Source organism: Streptomyces sp. NPDC044571 (assembly GCF_040647115.1).
Lineage (GTDB): Bacteria > Actinomycetota > Actinomycetes > Streptomycetales > Streptomycetaceae > Streptomyces.
Genome location: NZ_JBEZBN010000030.1, coordinates 1 through 15,506, shown reverse-complemented (window position 1 = coordinate 15,506; position 15,506 = coordinate 1). Strand labels below are relative to the sequence as shown.

Annotated in this window: 15 protein-coding genes; 9 read left to right on the top strand and 6 right to left on the bottom strand. The window is 76.2% G+C overall.

The genetic code is table 11. The annotated features are described in order from the left end of the window. Positions 1–20: 20 nt before the first annotated feature. Positions 21–479: a hypothetical protein gene (locus AB0B01_RS17920; RefSeq protein ID WP_361719374.1), complete on the bottom strand. Its 459-nt coding sequence runs from the start codon at positions 477–479 to the stop codon at positions 21–23. A gap of 123 nt (positions 480–602) precedes the next feature. Here AB0B01_RS17920 and AB0B01_RS17915 point away from each other — a divergent pair, with 123 nt between their 5' ends. Beyond that, the gene (locus AB0B01_RS17915) at positions 603–905 is read left to right on the top strand and encodes a hypothetical protein (RefSeq protein ID WP_361719371.1); all 303 of its coding nucleotides are present in this window, start codon (positions 603–605) and stop codon (positions 903–905) included. Between the two features lie 24 nt (positions 906–929). Here the strand turns inward: AB0B01_RS17915 and AB0B01_RS17910 are convergent, their stop codons facing one another. After that, the gene (locus tag AB0B01_RS17910) at positions 930–1,451 is read right to left on the bottom strand and encodes a hypothetical protein (protein WP_361719368.1); all 522 of its coding nucleotides are present in this window, start codon (positions 1,449–1,451) and stop codon (positions 930–932) included. A 374-nt stretch (positions 1,452–1,825) separates the two neighbouring features. On the opposite strand from AB0B01_RS17910, the gene AB0B01_RS17905 reads away from it, so the two are divergent. The 4 genes from AB0B01_RS17905 to AB0B01_RS17890 all read left to right on the top strand — a co-directional run bounded on the left by AB0B01_RS17905 (position 1,826) and on the right by AB0B01_RS17890 (position 6,200). Then, positions 1,826–2,893, top strand: coding sequence for an MFS transporter (locus tag AB0B01_RS17905; protein ID WP_361719365.1), 1,068 nt, complete (start codon positions 1,826–1,828; stop codon positions 2,891–2,893). 238 nt (positions 2,894–3,131) lie between these two features. After that, a complete protein-coding gene (locus tag AB0B01_RS17900) occupies positions 3,132–3,884 on the top strand; it encodes a peptidoglycan-binding protein (protein WP_361719362.1) in 753 nt (250 codons plus the stop codon). A gap of 151 nt (positions 3,885–4,035) precedes the next feature. Further along, entirely contained in the window at positions 4,036–5,112 is a 1,077-nt protein-coding gene (locus AB0B01_RS17895; RefSeq protein ID WP_361719359.1) for an RNA ligase (ATP), read from the top strand. A gap of 170 nt (positions 5,113–5,282) precedes the next feature. Further along, the gene (locus AB0B01_RS17890; protein WP_361719538.1) at positions 5,283–6,200 is read left to right on the top strand and encodes an NADP-dependent oxidoreductase; all 918 of its coding nucleotides are present in this window, start codon (positions 5,283–5,285) and stop codon (positions 6,198–6,200) included. A 104-nt stretch (positions 6,201–6,304) separates the two neighbouring features. Here AB0B01_RS17890 and AB0B01_RS17885 read toward each other — a convergent pair whose 3' ends face one another. From AB0B01_RS17885 to AB0B01_RS17870, 4 genes are all read right to left on the bottom strand, one after another. Beyond that, on the bottom strand, positions 6,305–9,202 hold the full coding sequence (locus AB0B01_RS17885; protein ID WP_361719356.1) for a poly(A) polymerase: 2,898 nt from the start codon (positions 9,200–9,202) through the stop codon (positions 6,305–6,307). Further along, a complete protein-coding gene (locus AB0B01_RS17880; RefSeq protein WP_361719353.1) occupies positions 9,202–10,983 on the bottom strand; it encodes an RNA ligase family protein in 1,782 nt (593 codons plus the stop codon). The genes AB0B01_RS17885 and AB0B01_RS17880 overlap by 1 nt, the downstream gene beginning before the upstream one ends. Positions 10,984–11,120: 137 nt before the next feature. Next, positions 11,121–11,774: an NAD(P)H-binding protein gene (locus AB0B01_RS17875; RefSeq protein ID WP_361719350.1), complete on the bottom strand. Its 654-nt coding sequence runs from the start codon at positions 11,772–11,774 to the stop codon at positions 11,121–11,123. A 137-nt stretch (positions 11,775–11,911) separates the two neighbouring features. Then, on the bottom strand, positions 11,912–12,358 hold the full coding sequence (locus tag AB0B01_RS17870; RefSeq protein ID WP_361719347.1) for a hypothetical protein: 447 nt from the start codon (positions 12,356–12,358) through the stop codon (positions 11,912–11,914). A gap of 126 nt (positions 12,359–12,484) precedes the next feature. On the opposite strand from AB0B01_RS17870, the gene AB0B01_RS17865 reads away from it, so the two are divergent. The 4 genes from AB0B01_RS17865 (at position 12,485) to AB0B01_RS17850 (ending at position 15,437) form a co-directional block, all read left to right on the top strand. Continuing rightward, positions 12,485–12,997 carry an SRPBCC family protein gene (locus AB0B01_RS17865; RefSeq protein ID WP_361719344.1) on the top strand — a complete coding sequence of 171 codons (513 nt, stop codon included), beginning with the start codon at positions 12,485–12,487 and terminating at the stop codon, positions 12,995–12,997. A 92-nt stretch (positions 12,998–13,089) separates the two neighbouring features. Further along, the gene (locus AB0B01_RS17860) at positions 13,090–13,758 is read left to right on the top strand and encodes a GNAT family N-acetyltransferase (RefSeq protein ID WP_361719340.1); all 669 of its coding nucleotides are present in this window, start codon (positions 13,090–13,092) and stop codon (positions 13,756–13,758) included. Between the two features lie 48 nt (positions 13,759–13,806). Then, positions 13,807–14,385 carry a hypothetical protein gene (locus AB0B01_RS17855; RefSeq protein ID WP_361719338.1) on the top strand — a complete coding sequence of 193 codons (579 nt, stop codon included), beginning with the start codon at positions 13,807–13,809 and terminating at the stop codon, positions 14,383–14,385. Between the two features lie 230 nt (positions 14,386–14,615). Beyond that, positions 14,616–15,437 (top strand): class I SAM-dependent methyltransferase, encoded by an 822-nt coding sequence (locus AB0B01_RS17850; RefSeq protein ID WP_361719535.1) that lies wholly within the window; start codon positions 14,616–14,618, stop codon positions 15,435–15,437. Positions 15,438–15,506: the final 69 nt, after the last annotated feature.

Genomic DNA, 15,506 nt, shown 5'->3' with positions numbered 1-15,506 from the left:
CCGGTTTTCCGGGCAGGCGGTCAGCGCGGCGGCTCCACCTCCAGGAAGCGGCGCCCGCGCGGGCCGCGGTACAGCAGGCACACCCACCCGAGCGGTTCGAGCACCGCCGCGCAGGCCGCCAGCCGGTCCTGTTCCTCCCCGGCCGCACCGCTGCCCGGCGGACCGAGCCAGCTCACCACGGCCCGCTCCTCCCCGGCCGGTCCGGGGGCGACCCGGTAGCCGGTCCGCGTACGCCGCCCCTGTGCGTCCACCGCCGAGGGCGCCAGGTCCGCCGCCTCCAGCGCCAGCGCCACCGCGCGGGGCAGCTGCCGCACCTCCCACGGGGCGGGAACGGCGGTGCCCGCCCGGCCGTTCACCATGCGGCGGATCTGCAGCAGCCCCTCGTACGCCGTGCGGACCTCGGCCGCCCGGGCCGCCGTGGCGGGCGGCTGCGGCCCGTCCCCGGTCGCCGGCTCGAAGCCCTGCGCGGATCCGTTCATCCCCACCGCCCTCCCGGTCGTCGTCCGAGTACGTCACGTGAGTACGCAGCTGAGTACCTCACGTCCGAGGAACTGAGTATCCGCCCCGATCCGCCGCCGAGCCGCAGCCGGTCGAATGAGGGCATGACCTCCGACGCCCCGCACCGCGCGCCCCGCCCGCGCATGCAGCACGTGACCACCGCCGGCGCCGCCCTGGCCGTGGCCCTGCTCCCGCTCGTCGTCGGCGTCCTCGTGGCCAAGGGAATGGCCGCGGACCCGCACGCCCCGGTCAACGCACTGATCACCGGCGGCGGTCAGCGGGCCGGCCTGCCCCGGGCCGAGTGGCGCCGCCGCGGCCACAACACCCTGCACCGCCTGCGCCGCGCCCGCCGCACCTGTGCCTCCGCCTGCGGCCGCAGTCGCCCCCCGGTCTCCCGGCCCTCCTGACCTTCCCGGTCTCCGACGGCGCGGTCAGCGGCCGTACTGGCGCACGCACAGGTCCACGACCGACGGCGGAACCGTGCCCTCGGCGGCCGCGCACAGGTCGTCCATGCCCCAGGCCGTGCCGGCCATGTCCGGGGCCGGGGCGGAGTGGTGCCCGGTGCGGTGGGGGTCCGGCTTCGGCGAGTGTCCGCGCCGGGGTGCCGACGGGGTCTTCACGCCGCGGGCGGCCGGCGGGCGGAGCGCCCTGCCAGGGAGCCGGTCCGAGTGCCGGGCCTCGTCCGGGCCCGGCGCCCCGTCCTGGCGCGGTTCCCCGTCCTGGTCCCGCGCCCCGTACCGGTCCGGTTCCCCGGCCGGTTCCGGATCCGGCAGCCTGCCCAGGGGGAGGGCCCGGGACTGCGCCGGAGGCGCGGGCGGAGCCGCCTCGCGGGCGCCCGCCGGCGGTACGGGACCGCGCGCCGGAACCGCGGGCACGCCCGGGCCGACCGAGACGCAGCCCGCCCCGGCCAGCAGGGCGACGAAGGACAGGGGGACAGCCCGGCGCAACTGCATGCGACCACCATGCCGCACCGGGGCCCCGGCCCGGCCCGTCCCCTCACGCGGACGGGTGACGCGGGACGGATGCCTTGACGATTGCCCCGGCCGGGATGTTCCGTACGCTGCCGGGAACGGAACGACCGTACGAGCGGCGACGGGGGAGGCGCGACCCCCGGCGCCCGCTCCGCCCGGCCCCGCCCCGCCGCCCGCCCCGACGGACCGTACGGAGTACCGCTTCATGAGCACCGCTGACGCGCCCGGCACCCCCCCCGCCGAACCCCGAGCCGGCACCGCCGCACTGGAAGAGCTGGGCGGCCGTCTTCGCCGTCGCCCTCGGGATCTTCTGCCTGATCACCTCCGAACTGCTCCCGGTCGGACTGCTCACCCCCGTGGGCACCGCGTTCGGCGTCTCCGACGGGACCGCCGGTCTCATGGTCACCGTCCCCGGGCTCGTCGCCGGCTTCTGCGCGCCGCTGGTCACCGTCGGCTCCGGCCGGCTCGACCGGCGGCCCGTGCTGTGCGGGCTGATCGCCCTGATGGCCGCCGCCAACCTCGCCGCCGCCCTCGCCCCCGGTTTCGCCGTCGTCCTGGCCGCCCGGCTCCTCGTCGGGATCAGCGTCGGCGGCTTCTGGGCCGTCGCGGGCGGGATCACCGTCCGGCTCGTCCCCGACCGGCACGTCCCCCGGGTCACCGCGCTCGTCTTCGCCGGTGTCCCCACCGCCTCCGTGCTCGGCGTGCCCGCGGGGACCCTCCTCGGTGAACTCGGCGGCTGGCGCGCCGCCTTCGGAGCCGTCGGCGTGCTCGGCGTCCTCGCGTTGACCGCGCTCCTCCTGCTGCTGCCCCCGCTGCCGCCCGCCCGGAACACCGCCTTCCGCGAACTGCCCGCCCTGCTGCGGGAGAACCCCGCGGTCCGGGCCGGGGTGATCGTCACCTTCCTCGTGGTCACCGGGCAGTTCGCCGCCTACACCTTCGTGCGGCCCGTCCTCCAGGACGTCTCCGGCATCGCCGCCGGCCAGGTCAGCGCCCTGCTCCTCGGCTACGGGGCGGCCGGTGTCGCGGGCAACTTCCTGGCCGGGGCGCGCGATGCGTACCGCACGCTGCTCGCGGTCAGCGCGGCTCTCGCCGTGATCCTCAGCCTGATCGCCACCCTGCCGGGAGCGGCCGCCGGCACCGCACTGCTGCCGGCCTGGGGGCTGGCGTACGGCGGGGTGTCGGTCAGCCTCCAGCGCTGGATGCTGCACGCCGCCCCGGCCGCGGCGGAGGCCGCCACCTCTCTCATGGTGGCCGTGTTCAACCTGGCCATCGCGGCCGGTGCGTTGACCGGCGGCTTGGCCGTCGACGGGCTCGGTACGCCCGCCGCGCCGCTGACCGGGGCGGCCCTGATGTTCCTGTCCGCCGTCACGATCGCCGTCACCGTCACCGTCCGGAGCACGGCGGCTCCCGCGACCGACCAGTAGCCCGGATGGATGGGGCAGATCGGACAGCGCGCTTGACCGGGGCCGTCCCGGGCGGCAAGAGTGCGCCGGTCAAGCACCAGGAACCACCCATGAGCTGTACTTCGGAGATGCCTCACATGTCCAGACCGGTCCGCTCCCCGCTCGCCCCCGCCATGGTTCCGGCCGCCCGGCGGCGCAGGGCCTGACCGGCCGGTGGGGGCCGGCACCGCACCGCCGCGCCGGCCCCCTGCCCCTGCCGGTGACCACCGTGTTCCACGCCTCCGATGAGAGCGGGCCCGCACCCGACGGCCCCGACGACCGCCTGCTCGTCCGCCCGTACGTCGCCCCCTCGGGTGCGCCGTCCCGCTCGACGGGGCCCGCCTGGCCGCGGTCGGGGCCCGCAACCGCCCCCGACCGTGCTCCCGTTCCGCCGCAGACCGCTCCGCCGGTGTCCGGCGCCGCCCAGCCGGTCGCAGGCGGGCGGGCACGGCGCGGGCGCAGCCGCCGCCCGTTGCTCGTCCTCGTCGCGCTCGCCCTCGGCGCCGCCTGCGCCCTGGTGTGGCTGCTGAGAACCCCCGATCCAGGGCCCGGGCGGACCGCGACGCCGCCCGCCCTGCCGGTTCCCGTGCTGCCCCAGCGCAACCCGGGCGCGGGTGAGCCCGAATCGGCTCCGGGGCCCGGCGCCTCCAGGGGTCCCGCCGCGTCGGCGGGTACGCCGTCGGCCTCGCAGCCGGTGAGCGGGGGCCCGAGCACGCCGCCCCCGCCGAGTCCCTCCGCGAGCCGCACACCGAAGGCGCGGACGTCCGGCACGCTGCGCCGCGGGGACACCGGGCCTGAGGTACGCGCCCTGCAGGAGCGGCTCTACGGGCAGGGGTTCACGTACGTCTCCGTCACCGGCGTCTACGACGACCAGACCTGGCGCGGTGTCACGCAGCTCCAGCGCGACCGCGGCATCAAGGGCGACCCGCAGGGCGTCTACGGCCCGGCCACCCGGGCGGCCTTCGAGGGCTGACGCCCCCGCCGCCCGACCGCGCCGCGTCCCGGGCAGCCACTCCTGCGGAGCCGGGCAGGCTACCACCGGGATATCGGGTGGACCAGCGCACATGGCACGGCGGAGAGTGGGCTTCGTCCCCACGGAACCGCACCGTCAAAGGAGTTGCGCCATGTCGACCCTGCGCGTCACCGTCGAAGAGCTGACCGTCCACGAGCATCCGAACGCCGATGCGCTGGAGCTGGCCCAGGTGGGCCTCTACCGCGCCGTCGTGGCCAAGGGCGCCTACCGGACGGGCGAGTTCGCCCTCTACATCCCCGAGCAGTCCGTCCTGCCCGCGGGGCTGATCGAGGAGCTGGGCCTCACCGGCCGCCTCGCGGGAGGCTCCGCCGACCGGGTCAAGGCGGTCCGGCTGCGCGGTGAACTGTCGCAAGGCCTGGTGTGCCGGCCCCGCGCGCTGGCCGGTGTGGACCTGGCGCAGGCCGCCGAGGCGGGCACCGACTTCGCCGAGGTGCTCGGCATCACCAAATGGGCGCCGCCCGTCCCCACGACGATGAACGGCGAGGTGGAGGCCGCCCCCGAACTGCTGCCCTGGGTGGACATCGAGAACCTCCAGCGCTACCCGCACGTCTTCGAGCCCGGCGAGAGCGTCGTCCTCACCGAGAAGCTGCACGGCACGGCCTGCCTGGTGACGTACCTGGCGCAGGACGACCGCGTGCTGGTCTCCTCCAAGGGGTTCGGTGCCAGGCGACTGGCGCTGAAGGAGGACGACCGCAATCTGTACTGGCGCGCCGTACGGGGCCATGGGGTCCCCGAGGTCGCCGCGAAGCTCGCCGCCCGGCTGGGGGCGAGCCGGATCGGCCTCTTCGGCGAGGTGTACGGGGCGGGCGTCCAGGACCTGGCGTACGGGACCGATGTCCGCGCGGGCAGCGCCGCCCCGGGCTACGCCGTCTTCGACGTGTCCGCGGAGATCGACGGCCAGGTGCGCTGGCTGGACCCGGCGGAGCTCTTCCCGGACGGCGAACTTCCCCTCGTACCCAGACTCTTCGAGGGACCCTACGACCTTGATGTGGTGCTGGAGCTGGCCAGTGGCAGGGAGACCGTGTCCGGCCGCGGCCTGCACCTGCGCGAGGGAGTGGTCATCCGTCCGGCAACGGAGCGCCACAGCCCGGTGCTCGGCGGCCGCGCCATCGCCAAGGCGGTCAGCCCCGCCTACCTCACCCGAAAGGGCGGCACCGAGTACGAGTGACCACCGCCCCGCCGTGCCCGCCCCCGCGGCCGGGAGCGTCCTGTCCGCGGCGCGCCCGGGCCGCCTCGCTTCCCGTGGTGGGCACGGGCTCTCGTGGTGGGATGGGCGGTTGACGGTTCAGGTTCACTGCTCACGGTTCACGGAGAGGTCGGTAGATGTCCGAGGACACCATGCGGGCGATGGCGTACGAGACGTACGGCGGGACGGAGGTGCTCTCTGAGACCCGGTTGCCGATGCCGAAGGTCGCCCCCGGTGAGGTGCTCGTCCGCGTCAAGTGCGCAGGCGTCAACCCCGTCGACTGGAAGATCATGGGAGGCGGCCTCGACGGCCTGATGGACGTCATGTACCCGGTGGTCCCCGGCTGGGACGTCGCCGGCACGGTGGAGCGGATCGGGATCGACGTGCCCGAGTTCGCCGTCGGCGACGAGGTGATCGCGTACGCCCGCAAGGACTACGTGCACGGCGGGACGTTCGCCGAGTACGTCAGCGTGCCGGTACGCGCCCTCGCGCCCAAGCCGGTGTCGCTCAGCTGGCAGGAGGCGGCCGGGCTGCCGCTGGCCGGGCTCACCGCGTACCAGCTGCTCACCCGGCTCGCCACCGGCAAGGACGACATCGTCCTCGTCCACGGCGCCGCGGGCGGCGTGGGCTCCTTCGGGGTGCAGATCGCCCGGGCGCTGGGCGCCCGCGTCATCGGCACCGCCTCGCCGCGCAACCACGACCGGCTGCGCGCCCTCGGTGCGGAGCCCGTGCAGTACGGGGAGGGTCTGATCGACCGCATCCGCGCGATCGCGCCCGACGGGGTCACCGTCGCCGCGGATTTCGTCGGCGGGGTCCTCGACGTGACCCAGGCGGTCCTCTCGGAGGGCGGCCGGCACGCGTCGATCGCGGACCACTCCGTCCTGGGCGCGGGCGGCCAGTGGATGTGGGTCCGCCCGGTCGGCAGCGATCTGGCCGAGCTCGGCCGACTCGTCGACAGCGGCCAACTGAGCGTCACCGTCGCCGAGACGTTCCCGCTGTCGGAACTGGCGGCCGCGTTCACCCTCAACCAGGAGGGGCACACGGCGGGCAAGATCGTCATCGAGGTCTGACGCCCGGCCCTGCGGCGACCGCCCTCTGGCCACCGCGCCCTCCCGCACCCCGCCCCGACTCCCCGCCCCGGTCCCCCCGCCCGGCACGCGTCCCGCGCGGCCGGTCAGTGCAGGGTGGGGAGCGCCCCGCATTCCGACCAGGTGACCTCGACCCCCGGGAGCTCCGCCGACCAGCGGTTCGCGAGGGCGGCCAGCCGGGCCGGATCGGGCGGGGTGGCGCCCAGCCCGACCGCGTAGCGGGCCGAGACGGGGGAGCGGGCGAAGGGGCGCGGCCACGCGTGGGCGTCCTCGACGCCGGCCTCCGCCAGCGCCCCCAGGAGCGCACGCATGCGGCCGCGCATCCGGCCGAGGGACTCCTCGAACTGATCCGGCCCGTGGGCCCGTACGCTGACCACCGCCCAGGCGGCGTGCCGACGGTGCGGCGGTGGGGCGGCCGGGAGTGCGGAAGATCCCGCCGGCAAGGCCTCCAGGTGTTCCCATGCCGCGTACAGCTCCCGGACGAGCAGATCGCGCAGCCCCGCGCCCACCTGGGCCGTGCAGCTGCGGACCGGGGCGGAGGGGGTCAGCACGGTGACGGGGCCGAACGCGGCGGAGGACTCCCCGGGCGCCGGCTCCAGGGCGACCGGGTCGCGCCAGTCCCAGGCGGCCCAGGCCCCGAAGAACTCCCGGAGCAGGGCCCCGGGGGAGAGGTCCGCGGCTTCCCGGACCGTCCGCGCGGCCAGTACCGCCCAGGCCAGGCCCGGCAGTCCACCGAACGGCGCCGAGTCCAGGCCGCGCGCCCGGGCCCACGCCTTGACCTCCCGCGCCAGACGGGCGAAGGCGGCGGCCCGCTCCGGCCCTGCCGCGCCCGTGAACGCGCGTACCGCATCGGCATCGCTCACGGCGCTCAGCGCGATGGCGGCGGCCTCGCCGAGCTCCGCCCGCCGTGCCACCGCCCGGGCCGGGTCCACCGCTCCGGTGGCGACCACCACCAGGTCCACGTCCAGCCCGGACACGCACAGCCGCAGCCCCGGCACCCGGGCGCCCGTGACCTCCCGCAGCCGCTCGGCCCCGGGAAGCGCGACCGCGATCCGTTCCCGAACCTCCCCGATGGAGACCGTACCGGGCAGTGCCGCGACCAGGTCCAGGTCCGCGCCGGGCAGCGCGCAGCCCATCCGCCGCGAGCCGACCAGGTGCACCACCCCCTCGCCGAGCGCCTGCGCGATCCGCGCGGCGACCGTGTCCGCGGGGAGGGCCGGCTCGGCGGGGAGCGCCGGCTTGCCGGGGAGCTCGGCAGGGCCGGCCGCCTCGGACGCCGCCACAGGCGGCGGCTCCGGCACCCACCGCACCTCGCCGGTCCCCAGCTCCACCGTCGCCCGCACCTGCATCGGCTCGTCCCCGCGCCGCGACAGCACGGCCAACTCGCCGACCCGCGCCGAGGTCCCGTCCCCGAGCCGCGCGGCGAACTCCGCCACCGCCCGCTGCGGATCGCGGCTGCGCCCCAGCGTCAGGTGCGGGGTGAAGCCGTCATCGCGCCCCCGGCAGCCGGGGAACCGCTCCGCCAGCGCCCGCCGCAGCTGCTGCCAGGGCGCGTCACCGGCCGCCGCCGGGTCCAGCCAGACCGTGGCCTCCTCCCGCTGCCCGAAGCTGTGCACCCCCGCCATCCGGGCCGTGAACACCGGTGTCGCCGCGGCCACTTCGGCCACCAGCGGCAGCGCCTCCTCGAAGGAGGACTCCGGTACGAAGCCGAACAGCAGGTTCACGTGCGCGGGCCAGCGGCCGCTCCCCGGGTCGTGCTCCCGACGCAGCTCCGCGACCGCCGGATCGTGCGGCGGCAGCCAGGCCACCGCCGTCCGCGGGGTCGCCCGTACGTCGAGCACCGGGTGCCCCTCGCCGCGCACCCCGAAGTCGAGCGCCGCCTCCACCCCGAAGTGGTCCGAGACGAACAGCCCGTCCGCGGCGGGCGCGGTTCCGCGCAGGGCGCTCCCGAGGACCCGGGCGCCCGCCGACCGCAGCAGGATCCGGTCCAGCCGGGCCGCCCGGCCCGTCAGCGAGCCCACCGCGGCCAGCGGATTGGCCGCCGGATCGAAGGTCGGCGTCGCGTCCTGCGCCCCGTGCACCTCGCTCCACGCGTCCCGCATGCCCAGCACCGCGGCCGGCCCCTCGGCCCCGGCCCGCCCGTCGTTGAAGTCGCCGAGCAGCGCCACATCGGCCTCGATGCCGCTCAACCCGTCGGCGAGCCGGGCCAGTTCCGCTTCGCGACGCTCCGCCCCGCTCTCGCTGTGGTCGCTGGACAGGTGCACCGCGGCGACGACGAGCGGGCCGGATCCGGTGTCCACCGTCACGGCGGCGACCGCCTTGTGCGGCCCCAGCAGATGCTGCCCCGCCTCCCGCACCGGGAGCCTGCTCAGCACCAGCAGCCCGCTCGCGGCGACGTCCTTGCCGCGCGGGTCGGCGGCCACCGTGTACCCGGCCCGCACCCACGGCTCGGCCAGCAGCATGCCGAGCAGCTCGGGCTCGACCTCCTGAAGGGCGATGACATCGGCATCGGCCGCCGCCAGGTCGGCCAGCAGCATCGGCCTGCGCCGGGCGGTGTCGATGAGCGGGGCGTCGTACCGGTCCCACAGCGTGTTCCAGGTCAGCAGCCGCACGGTCCGGGGGCCCGCACCGCGTGCACCGGAGCCGCCCTCGGCGGGCTGCCAGGCGCCGCCGCCCCCGCCGTCCACCCAGGTGTACGGGGTCCGGGCGGTGAAGAACGGAGCCCGCAGCAGCCGCGGGTCGCGGACGCGGCCCGCCTGCGTGGAGTCGAGCCGGTCCACGCCGGTGGCCCGGTCCCACACGAGCTCGCCGTCCGCCTCGACGAACAGCACCCGGTGCCAGGGGATCTCACCCCCGGGGACGAAGGAGGGCAGCGGGATCCGCTTCGGCGCCGCCCCGCGCTGGAGCAGTCCGAGGACGAACCGCGCCGGATCGAACCGGGGGTCCCAGCGGACCTGGTGGTAGAGCTGCTCGCTGGTACGCATCAGCCGGCCTCGCTCCCCGTGGCTCCCGCGGCGCCGGCCCAGGTGCACGCGTCCGGGCCGGTGTCCGTGTCCTCGACGGTCCCGCTCGCGCCGATGTACCAGGTGCGGTGGGCGCCTTCCTGCCCGGGGTACGGCGGGCTGAACCGGTGCAGCTGGGTCGTCAGCACCTGCGGCGGTACGGGGTCGGCGCGTACCGCGTTGCGCCGCAGCAGCTCCGCCTCCTCGACCAGCACCACGGCGTGGGTGAGCAGTGCCTCCCGCCGCCGGGCGACCGCGCCGGCCAGGCCGCGCTGCTGCGGGGTGAGGGAGGTCGCGTCCCACACCACCGTTCCCCCGGCGTGTGCGGCCGAGGCGAGGGCGGCATCCAGCCGGGACAAGCCCTCGCGCAGCACCTCCCCGTTGGCCCGCTGGTCGGCTCGGGAGCCGCGGGCGGCGCGCAGGTCGTCGAGACTGACGTAGGCCTCCACTCCCGGCAGGCTCCGGGCGAACGTGCTCTTGCCGCTGCCCGAGGGCCCGCACAACTGCACCAGCCGTGGGAACGCCCCGCCGCGCAGGCGCCAGGTCGCGGCCACCGCCTCCTCGGCTGTCGAGATCCCGCCCCGGGCGAACGCCTCGCGGGCCTCGGCCCAGCACCGGTCGGCCACCTCGTCGGACAGCCCGCCCAGTGCTCCGCGCAGCCCGGCGCGCAGGGGCCCCAGCGGGTCCGGGCCGAGCAGCCCCGCCTCTTCGGCATACAGCGCGGACCACTCGGCGTACTCCCGCTCCTCGCGATCCCGCGTCGCCCCGGCCAGCGCGTGCAGGACGCCGAGGTCGGCCGCGGCGGCCATCCGAACCAGGCCGGCCCTGCGCTCCGCGTCCGGATACGGCAGCCGCAGGAGCGGGTGGAGCCCGACCAGGTCGGCGACCCGCCGGGCGAGCGGCATCCCGAGCGGTCCGGCCGCCAGCCGCGCCGCGGTCCAGGCGCGCGGCGCACGGTGCAGCAGGGCGGCCAGTACGCCGCACAGCCGGACCTCCCCGGTCCGGCCGAGCGCGTCGAGCCGGCCCGTCACCTCCGCGAGGACGGGTTCGGCCGCGGCGGCGCCGGGCACGGAGTCCAGGCCGAGGGCGAGCGAGAGCCCGGCCGGGTCGGGCTCGGAGCCCGAGCGGACGCCCCACAGGGCGGCGGCCGGACCGAGCCCGTTCGCCACCACCGGTGCGTACATCCAGTGCGTGTCGGTCTGCACGTGGCCGCTGCGCACCCACTTGGCCACGCACCGCGCGAAGTCCTCCCGCACGAATCCCGCCGTGGTGCGGACGACGTAGCCCTCCTGCCGCGTGGTGTCGAGCCGCAGTCTGCGCAGGGCGCGCTCGTCGAAGGTGCCGCGCCACAGGACGCGCGGGGTGGGTATGCCGAGCCCGTGCAGGAACCGTACGGTCCGGTCCCAGTCCAGGCACTGGTCGCCGTCCCACACCGAGAACCCGTAGAACCAGCTGTCGAGGTCCTCGTAGGGGAGCGAGTGACGGGCGTACAGGTTCTCCCCGCACACCCGCCAACCCGCGGGTATCCCGGCGCCGACCCGGCCCTGGAGGCCCTTGACCCAGGCCCGTGAGGGGTGGTGCGCGGAGTCGAGCGAGCGGGCGTGCAGGCCGTCCGCGTAGAGGGTGGTGTTCTCCCCGTCGAGCTTCTCGGTCACCACCACCTCCCGCCCGACCAGCCCCGCAACCCCGCCGGCCCGTACGTCGTCGGCAGCCGACCCCGGCGACCAGGGCAGATGCGGTGTCCGGGGGTAGTGCGTGCGCATGGGGACTCCTGCTGGGCGGGCGGTACCTGATCACTCTAGGTATCGGAGGTCCGCCGCCTCCACCCAATAACCGCCCCCGGGCGGCCGGAGCCCCGGCGGTGACCGGTGACCGGCGACCGGTGACCGGCGACGGCGGCTCAGGCGCCGACGGTGAAGCGGCGGCCCGCGTGGGCGTCCCGGTCGATCTCGTCGAGCAGCGCGACCGCGTAGTCCTCCGTCGAGATGCGGCTGCGGCCCTCCTCGTCCACGACCGGATCGTCCAGGGCCAGCCGGTACGTGCCCGTGCGTTCGCCGGGTTCGATCAGCGCGGCCGGGCTCAGGCAGGTCCAGCGCACCTCCTCCACGGGAACGGTCAGCAGGAAGTCCAGGGCGTCGGCGTGGGCGTGCATCACCGCCCTCTCGGCCTCCGGGACGCCCGGCGCCTGCCAGAGCGGCGAACCGTCGGGCGCGCGCAGCGACCCGGACCCGCCCACCGTGACCAGGCGGGGGCGGGCCGTGCCGGGGCCCAGCGTGCAGATGCCGCCGATCAGGGACTTCACGGCGTTCACGAGCACGGCTGGATCGTCGGTCCCGGGGCCGATCGCGCTGACCACCACGTCCTGTCCGGCGGCCGCCTCGGCCACGGACACCGGATCGAGGACGTCGCCCCGCACCACCGCGGCAGCCGAGCGGACCGCGCAGCGCGCGGGGTCGCGGACGACCGCCGTGACCCGGTGACCGCGCCCGAGTGCTTCATGCAGCACCCTGGCGCCGATGGTGCCGGTCGCGCCGTACAGGGTGATCTTCGCCATGGCGACTCCCTGGAGGGTGGGGGATCCGAGGCCGTACGTACGGAGCCGGTCGGCTCCACACCGTCCATCCAAGCGAACCCGCCCGCCGCCGCCCGGCAGCCTGGCCGAGCCACTCGGATGACAGCGCGTCCGGTGGTTCAGTAGGGGCACAGGGCGACGATCGACGGAGCCACCGTGCCCTTGGCCGCCTCGCACAGGGCGCCCATGTCGTAGGTGCGGGGCGGTGCGGGGCGCGGCTGCTTCGCCGCGGGCGGCCGCTTACGGGCCTTCGGCGCCGGGGCGGGTCCGGGGAGCGCCACGCGGACGGGGCGGCGTGGCGACCCGTCGCGGCGGGGCCGCGCGGCGCCGGGCGCACGCTCCGCGGGCGCGGGCTCGGCCACCGGCTCCGCGGCGGCGTCCGGCGGCGGCGGGGCCGCCACCGCCGGCAGGGGGCTCAACGGCCGGGTCTCGGCCGCCGGTTCCGGAGCCGCCGGGACCCGGGGCGGATCCGCGGGCCCGGTCGGCCGCACGGTCACGCACCCGGCGGTCAGCGCCGCCGCGGCAAGGATCAGGGGCAGGGACAGGGCTGCCCGGCTCAACTGCATCCGTCCAGCCTGCCGTACGGGAGGCGGCGGGACCTACGTGCCGTCACGCGTACGAGTGAGCGGCGGAGCGTCGCCGCAGGAGGGGAAATCCGGCCTGTCGGGGGTCCGGTCCCGCAGCATGGGCTCATGAGCGACAGTGCGATCACCTACACCCTCTACGTCCAAGCCGATCCCGCCCGCGTTTGGCAGGCCCTGACCGAGCCCGCCTTCACCCGCCGGTACTGGGGGCCGGTCTTCGAGACCGACTGGGCCGTCGGCTCGACGATGGACTGGGTGGAGCGCGGGACCCGGACCAGTGACCCCGAGCAGGTCGTCCTGGACTGCGTCCCGCACCGCCTGCTCTCGTACACCTGGCACACCTTCAGCCCGCAGTGGGCGGCCTCCGTCGGGATCGCCGAGGAACTGCGGGCCGAGCTGGCCCGGGAGCGGCGCACGAAGGTGACGTACGAGATCGAACCGGTCGGCGACACGCTGGCGCGGCTGACCGTCCTCCACGAGGGCTTCCAACCCGGCGGCACCCTCATGGGCATGTGCAGCCGCGCCTGGCCCATGATCGCGTCCAGTCTCAAGACCCTGCTGGAGACCGGCGCCCCGCTCCCCGAGCCGGAAGGCGAAGGCCCGGAGCACGCCGGAGCCTGACTCGCGGCCCGCGGCTCCAGACCTCCGGCCGCCCGAACTGCCGTACGGCGCACCTGAGATCATGTGCAGGAACCACGAACAGGAGCGCCGGAATGACACGTGACGCCACCCTGGGCGCGATACTGGACGCGGCCGCGGCCGGCCGGTTCCCGCCGCCCGACGGCGACACGACCGTCGTGCCGCAGCCGAGCCCGCGCGACGCGGGCGTCATCGCCTTCACCGCGCACTCCGTGGTGTTCACCGACGAGGACCCCGACTGGGTGCGGTCCACGCTCGCCGCCGTCGACTGCGATGCCCTCGCCGCCACCATGCACCCGCGTTTCCTCGGCGCCCTACTCGACCGCACCGGCCGCGCCACCGACACCGTCGACCTGCTCACCGTCGCCGATCCGCTCCCCGGCGGGCCCGCGCTGGAGCTGCGGGAGATCGCCGACCCCGACCACCCCCGGGTGCGCCGGGCCCGGCGCCGCCGGTCCGACGTCCGGGTCTGGGCGGCCGACGGGGGAGTGCTGGTCCTCGGCCGCGGCGTCGCGGACCGCTGGGAGGTGGCGGTCGAGGTGGACGAGGCCGTCCGCCACCGCGGCCTGGGGCGGGACCTGGCCCGCGCCGCCCGCCATCTGGTCCCCGACGGGGAACCGGTCTGGTCCCAGCAGGCCGCGGGCAATGCGCGCAGCATCCGTGCCTTCCAGGCCGCCGGCTTCCGGCCGGTCGGCTCCGAGGCCCTCCTGCTGGCGCCGCACCCCGAGCCCGCGGTGGTGTGACGGACCCTGGGCGCCGGGCGCGCACGGAGGTCGTGTGGAATGGTGCGCATGGGGAGCAGTGAGAACCGGATACGCGCGGGGGGCATCCCGGCGCCCCGAACCGAGGACACGGCGGCGCCGGAGCGCTGGCGGTACGCGCGGCACCTCGACGCCCTCGCGGCGTCGGCCGCGGCCGGGGCGGCGGGGGCGGCCGGGGCGCAGGAGCAGGCCGATACCGCGTGGGCAGCCGATACCGCATACGCCGCCGAGGCCGCCGCGGTCGGCGCGGTCCTCGGGGACCCCGATCCGGTCATGGCCGAGAGTGCCGTGGTCACCCACCTCGACCGCCGCGCCGCACACCTGCCGGCCGGCGCGCGCTTCGCCGCCTGGGCCCGGGCCATGGCCACGGTCCTGGACGACCGTGCCTTCCCGGCCCGGCGGCTGCGCGAGTGGACCCTGCTCAAGGCGATCGCCCAGGGCGATCCGTGGACGGCTGCCGAACTCACCGCCGCCTCCGACTGGTGCCAGCGGACCGCCGCCCAGGCGCTGACCTCGTACGAGGCCCTCAGCCTGCTCGCCGGCGCCGCCCGCACCCACCGCGTCCGCAACACGGCCGCCCAGCGTCTGCGCCGGGCGGCGGCAGCCTGAGGAAAACGTGTGGCTGGTCACACAGCCGTTCGGGGGTTTATGGTCTGCCTACCTGGCCGGGTATCAGCGTTGATCCGATGCCGCTCCACTGGAGGCTGCTCTCCGTGTCGCACGTTTCGCAAGCTCCCGTCACCACCCCCGACGGTGAGCCGGCCACGCCCGTCCCCACCGAATTCGGTCAGGTCGACGGCTGGTTCTCGGGCTATGACCAGGCCCTTTTCGACTGGTTCCTGACCCGCCAGAACGCAGAGGAAGGGACCAGGGGCGACCTCCTCGAACTCGGCGCCTTCATGGGGAAGAGCGCCATCTTCCTCGGCGGGTACCTCCGCGAGGGCGAGGAGTTCACGGTCTGCGACCTCTTCGACTCACCGGCGCCCGACGAGTCCAACCTCGCGGAGACGCAGGACTCGTACCCCACGCTGACCCGGCGCGGGTTCGAGACGAACTACCTTGCGTTCCACGAGGCGCTGCCGACGGTCATCCAGGCGCCGACCTCCGTGGTCGCCGACCGGGTGCGTCCGGCGAGCTGCCGGTTCGTCCACATCGACGCCTCGCACCTCTACGAGCACGTCGTCCAGGACATCGCCTCCTCGCGCGTCGTGGCGGCCCCGGGAGCGGTGGTCGTCTTCGACGACTACCGCTCCGAGCACTGCCCCGGAGTCGCGGCGGCCGTCTGGGCCGCGGTGGCCACCGGCGAGCTGCACCTGATCTGCGTCTCGGCGTCGAAGCTCTACGCGACCTGGGACGACGCGGCGCCCCACCAGGCCGCGCTCCTCGCGTGGCTGGAGGGCCGTACGGACCTGTGGCACGGCGTGGACTCGGTGGCCGGCCAGTCGCTGGTCCGCATCGGGGACCAGGGGGTGGTCCCGCCCCGGCCGCCGCAGCCGCTACGGGCCGCAGCCGAACCGGAGCCCGCTCCGGCCGAACCGGCGGAACGGGCCGCCCACCAGCCGGGTCCCCGGCCCGGGGCCGCCTGGCGCAAGCTGGCCAAGGACCTGCTTCCGCCGGTCATCACCCGTGCCATCGTGGCCCGGCGGCGCCGCCGGCGCTGAGCCGGCCGCCCGCGCGCACAGGGCGCCGGCCCCCGCCGCGGCGGGGGCCGGCGCCGGCACGACGGGGCC

Excerpts from the sequence above, each read along its gene's own strand:
- AB0B01_RS17870 (WP_361719347.1), bottom strand. The coding sequence starts at position 12,358 with ATGCAGTTGAGCCGGGCAGCCCTGTCCCTGCCCCTGATCCTTGCCGCG.
- AB0B01_RS17875 (WP_361719350.1), bottom strand. The coding sequence starts at position 11,774 with ATGGCGAAGATCACCCTGTACGGCGCGACCGGCACCATCGGCGCCAGG.
- AB0B01_RS17910 (WP_361719368.1), bottom strand. The coding sequence starts at position 1,451 with ATGCAGTTGCGCCGGGCTGTCCCCCTGTCCTTCGTCGCCCTGCTGGCC.
- AB0B01_RS17860 (WP_361719340.1), top strand. The coding sequence starts at position 13,090 with ATGACACGTGACGCCACCCTGGGCGCGATACTGGACGCGGCCGCGGCC.
- AB0B01_RS17895 (WP_361719359.1), top strand. The coding sequence starts at position 4,036 with ATGTCGACCCTGCGCGTCACCGTCGAAGAGCTGACCGTCCACGAGCAT.
- AB0B01_RS17915 (WP_361719371.1), top strand. The coding sequence starts at position 603 with ATGACCTCCGACGCCCCGCACCGCGCGCCCCGCCCGCGCATGCAGCAC.
- AB0B01_RS17885 (WP_361719356.1), bottom strand. The coding sequence starts at position 9,202 with ATGCGTACCAGCGAGCAGCTCTACCACCAGGTCCGCTGGGACCCCCGG.
- AB0B01_RS17865 (WP_361719344.1), top strand. The coding sequence starts at position 12,485 with ATGAGCGACAGTGCGATCACCTACACCCTCTACGTCCAAGCCGATCCC.
- AB0B01_RS17920 (WP_361719374.1), bottom strand. The coding sequence starts at position 479 with ATGAACGGATCCGCGCAGGGCTTCGAGCCGGCGACCGGGGACGGGCCG.
- AB0B01_RS17855 (WP_361719338.1), top strand. The coding sequence starts at position 13,807 with ATGGGGAGCAGTGAGAACCGGATACGCGCGGGGGGCATCCCGGCGCCC.
- AB0B01_RS17880 (WP_361719353.1), bottom strand. The coding sequence starts at position 10,983 with ATGCGCACGCACTACCCCCGGACACCGCATCTGCCCTGGTCGCCGGGG.
- AB0B01_RS17890 (WP_361719538.1), top strand. The coding sequence starts at position 5,283 with ATGCGGGCGATGGCGTACGAGACGTACGGCGGGACGGAGGTGCTCTCT.